Here is a 3,495-nt window from a genome sequence, read left to right on the forward strand (position 1 = left end):
AAGCCCCCGCCGGCCAGCCCGGCCGAGTAGGGCCCGGTCACGCCGAGCACGGCTCCGGCGGCCACGGCGGCGTCGATGGCGTTGCCGCCCCTCTTGAGCACGGCGATGGCGGCCTTGCTGGCGTCCAGGTCGACGGTGGCGACGGCGCCGCCGTACCCCTCGGCGACGGGGACCTTCTGCTCCTGGTGGTCGGCCAGCGCCGGGGCGGGCGCCAGCGCGAGGACGACTGTTGCTGCGGGAACGATCAGTCGGCGCATGGTCTCCACCATGGCCCAGCTACGCCCGTCGTGGTAGGGCCCCCTGCGGCGCTGGGGTGATGTGCCGGTCGGGCGGGGTGCCTTAGCGTGTGGGCGTGGTGAGAAAGTCCGGGTACGACGTGTACCTCGCGTTGATGCTCGCAGTGGCCCAGGTCGTGCTGTCGCAGGGGGCGGCCTGGGGGCAGAGGTCGTTCAGGGAGCCGTTGGACCCCTGGGGGTACGCGTTGCTGCTGGTGGGGCCGGCGGCCACGCTCTTTCGCCGGAAATTTCCCGTTTCGAGCACGGTTATCACGCTATTGGCGACATATGCGTATGTAATCGGTGGCTACGCCTACGGGCCGGTCTTCCTGACGCCGATCTTCCTGCTCTTCACGCTCGTCATGAACGGCAAGCGGCCGGCCGCGTGGGTCCTGGCCGGCGTGACGTTCGCCGTCTTCCAGGCCTATGCCGTCCTCGGCGGGGACCGGCCCTCCTCCCTGCTCTTCCACGCGCTGGCGATCGCCGCGTTCATCCTGCTGTTCATGGTGGTCGCCGAGCTGACCCGGATCATGCGGGAGCGCCGCGCCGAGCACCAGCGGGCCGTCGAGGAGGAGTCCAGGCGGCAGGCGAGCGAGGAGCGGCTGACGATGGCGCAGGAGCTGCACGACGTGCTGGCGCACAACATCTCCCTCATCCACGTACAGGCCTCCACCGCCCTGCATCTCCTGGACGATCAGCCCGAGCACGCTCGTACCGCCCTGACCACCATCAAGTCCGCCTCCAAGGAGGTTCTCGGAGAGATGCGCTCGGTGCTCAACGTTCTGCGCGAAGGCGCCCCGCGCTCCCCCACGGCCGGGCTGGACCGGCTGGACGAGCTGGTCGAGCGCTCGGGCCTGCCGGTGACGCTCAAGCGGGTCGGCGACCGGCCGCTGCCGCCGCCGGTGGAGCGGGCCGCGTACCGGATCGTCCAGGAATCGCTCACCAACGCCGCCCGCCACGCGCCGGGGTCGCAGGTGACGGTCCGGCTCTCGTACGGCACCGACCACCTGGAGATCCAGGTCACGGACACGGGCGCGACGACGCAGCCCGTGCTGGCGGAGTCGGGCAGCGGCAACGGCATCCCGGGCATGCGCGAGCGCGCCTCCGCCCTGGGCGGCACGCTGAGCGCCGGCCCCGTGGACAATGGCTTCCAGGTCAGGGCCCGCCTCCCGGTGGAGCCGGAGCCCTCCCGACCCCTCGACGAGGAGAGCGCGTGATCAAGGTACTGCTGGCCGACGACCAGGCCCTCGTACGGGCGGGCTTCAAGGCCCTCCTGGACGCCCAGCCCGACATGACGGTCGTCGCGGAGGCCTCCGACGGCGCCGAGGCGGTGCGCCTGTCGGGTGAGCTGTCGCCGGACGTCGTGCTCATGGACATCCGCATGCCCGGCATGGACGGCCTGACCGCCACCCGCGAGATGCCGGCGGGGCCGCGCATCATCATCCTGACGACGTTCGAGCTGGACGAGTACGTCTTCGAGGCCCTGCGCGGCGGCGCCAGCGGCTTCCTCGTCAAGGACACCGAGCCGGCCGAGCTGATCCAGGCGGTCCGCGTGGTGGCGGCGGGCGAGGCGCTCCTGTCCCCGAGCGTCACCCGCCGCCTGATCGCCGAGTACGCCTCCCGCGCCAAGGAGCCGGCCACGGCGACGGACCTGACCCAGCTCACCGACCGCGAGCGGGAGGTCCTGTCGCTGGTCGGGACGGGCAGGACGAACGACGAGATCGCCGCGGACCTGTTCATGTCACCGGCGACGGCCAAGACGCACGTGAGCCGGGCCATGATGAAGCTCCACGCCAGGGACCGCGCCCAGCTCGTGGTCATCGCCTACGAGTCCGGGCTGGTCAAGCCGGGCTGGCTCTGAGCGCCCCTCAGCGGGGGCGGGCGTCGTACTCCTCCTGGGCGTGCTCGATCCGCGCGATGTTCTCCTCCGCCCAGCCCGTCACCACCGCCAGCACGGGCAGCAGGGTCCGGCCCAGCGGCGTCAGCGCGTAGTCCACCCCCACCGGGGCGCCGGGGACGACGGTCCGCGAGACCAGCCCGTCGCGCTCAAGGCGCCGCAGCGTCTCCGTCAGCATCTTCTGGCTCGCCGCCGGGATCGAGCGCCGCAGCTCGCCGTACCGCAGCGGCCCGTCGCCCAGGAACTTGATCACGATGCCGACCCACTTGTCCCCCATGCGATCCAGCAGCCGGTTGGTCGGGCAGGCGGCGACCCGCTCCAGGCACGACTTCCGGACCTCGGCCCGGCGCTGCGCGGCCGTACGAGTGGTCATGACATGTCCCCCACCTGTCCCCTAGCTGGATGGCACTCCTCCGAGTGCCCTGGCCACTTGAAAGTGCCTACTGCCGAACGCCCGGAGCACCCCTCTAGCTTCCTTTGCATGACGACCATAGCCATTCTCGGCACGGGCCATGTGGCCCGTGCGCTTGCCGCCAAACTCCCACAGACCGGACACGAGGTGATCTTGGGTTCCCGCCGGCCAGGGCCGGGCACCATGAGCCACGCGGACGCGGCCGCCCGCGCCGAGCTGGTGGTCAACGCGATGCCCGGCGCGGTCTCGGTGGCGGCGCTCACCGCCCTCGCGCCCCAGTTGGCGGGCAAGGTGCTGGTGGACGTCGCCAACGCGGTGGAGGTGAACGAGCACGGTCTCGCCGTGTCGCTGCTCTATCCGGGCAGCAGTCTCGCCGAGGAGATCCAGCGGGCGCTGCCCGGGGTGCGGGTGGTGAAGACCCTCAACACCATGCACGACTCGGTGATGGCGCGGCCCGAGCTGCTGGCCGTGCCTCCGTCCGCGTTCCTGTCGGGGGACGACGCGGAGGCCAGGAAGGCCGTGGCCGGGCTGCTCGCCGATCTGGGCTGGCCGCCGGAGTGGGTGATCGACCTCGGCGGTGTGGAGACGGCCCGTGGGGTGGAGGCGTTCATGTTGATGGTGGGTGGACTGGTGCGGGCGCTCGGGCCTGTGCCGTTCGGGATGACCATCGCCCGCTGATCAGCGCCCGTCCATCAAAGGCTGAGTGACGGGGCCGGGGTGAACCAGGCCGAGACCGCCTCGGCCAGGCCGTCCACCCCGGCCCACGCGACGTACCCGTCCGGACGTACCAGCAGGACGTCGGCGGGCGGGGCGTCGCAGTGGGCCCGGACGACCCGGAGCCGGCCGTCCGCCGCCACCAGGTCTGTCGAGGGCTCGGGGCGCAGGTCCAGGGGGAGCGGGCGAGCGGGGGG

6 protein-coding genes are annotated in these 3,495 nt (G+C 71.9%); 3 read left to right on the forward strand and 3 right to left on the reverse strand.

The features are described 5' to 3' along the window. The coding region (locus KME77_RS11730; protein WP_246609601.1) for a gamma-glutamyltransferase at nt 1-257 on the reverse strand (257 nt) is incomplete at its 3' end. 95 nt (nt 258-352) lie between these two features. On the opposite strand from KME77_RS11730, the gene KME77_RS11735 reads away from it, so the two are divergent. Continuing rightward, a complete protein-coding gene (locus KME77_RS11735; RefSeq protein WP_219465695.1) occupies nt 353-1,492 on the forward strand; it encodes a sensor histidine kinase in 1,140 nt (379 codons plus the stop codon). Beyond that, nucleotides 1,489-2,136: a response regulator gene (locus KME77_RS11740; protein ID WP_219465696.1), complete on the forward strand. Its 648-nt coding sequence runs from the start codon at nt 1,489-1,491 to the stop codon at nt 2,134-2,136. Before KME77_RS11735 ends, KME77_RS11740 begins: the two co-directional genes overlap by 4 nt. 7 nt (nt 2,137-2,143) lie before the next feature. Here KME77_RS11740 and KME77_RS11745 read toward each other — a convergent pair whose 3' ends face one another. Then, nucleotides 2,144-2,545, reverse strand: coding sequence for a winged helix-turn-helix transcriptional regulator (locus KME77_RS11745; RefSeq protein ID WP_219465699.1), 402 nt, complete (start codon nt 2,543-2,545; stop codon nt 2,144-2,146). Between the two features lie 108 nt (nt 2,546-2,653). Here KME77_RS11745 and KME77_RS11750 point away from each other — a divergent pair, with 108 nt between their 5' ends. Beyond that, nucleotides 2,654-3,262 (forward strand): NADPH-dependent F420 reductase, encoded by a 609-nt coding sequence (locus KME77_RS11750; protein WP_219465701.1) that lies wholly within the window; start codon nt 2,654-2,656, stop codon nt 3,260-3,262. A 14-nt stretch (nt 3,263-3,276) separates the two neighbouring features. Here KME77_RS11750 and KME77_RS11755 read toward each other — a convergent pair. Then, the coding region (locus KME77_RS11755; RefSeq protein WP_443679403.1) for an aromatic-ring hydroxylase C-terminal domain-containing protein at nt 3,277-3,495 on the reverse strand (219 nt) is incomplete at its 5' end.

This window comes from Nonomuraea rhizosphaerae (assembly GCF_019396405.1).
GTDB lineage: Bacteria > Actinomycetota > Actinomycetes > Streptosporangiales > Streptosporangiaceae > Nonomuraea > Nonomuraea rhizosphaerae.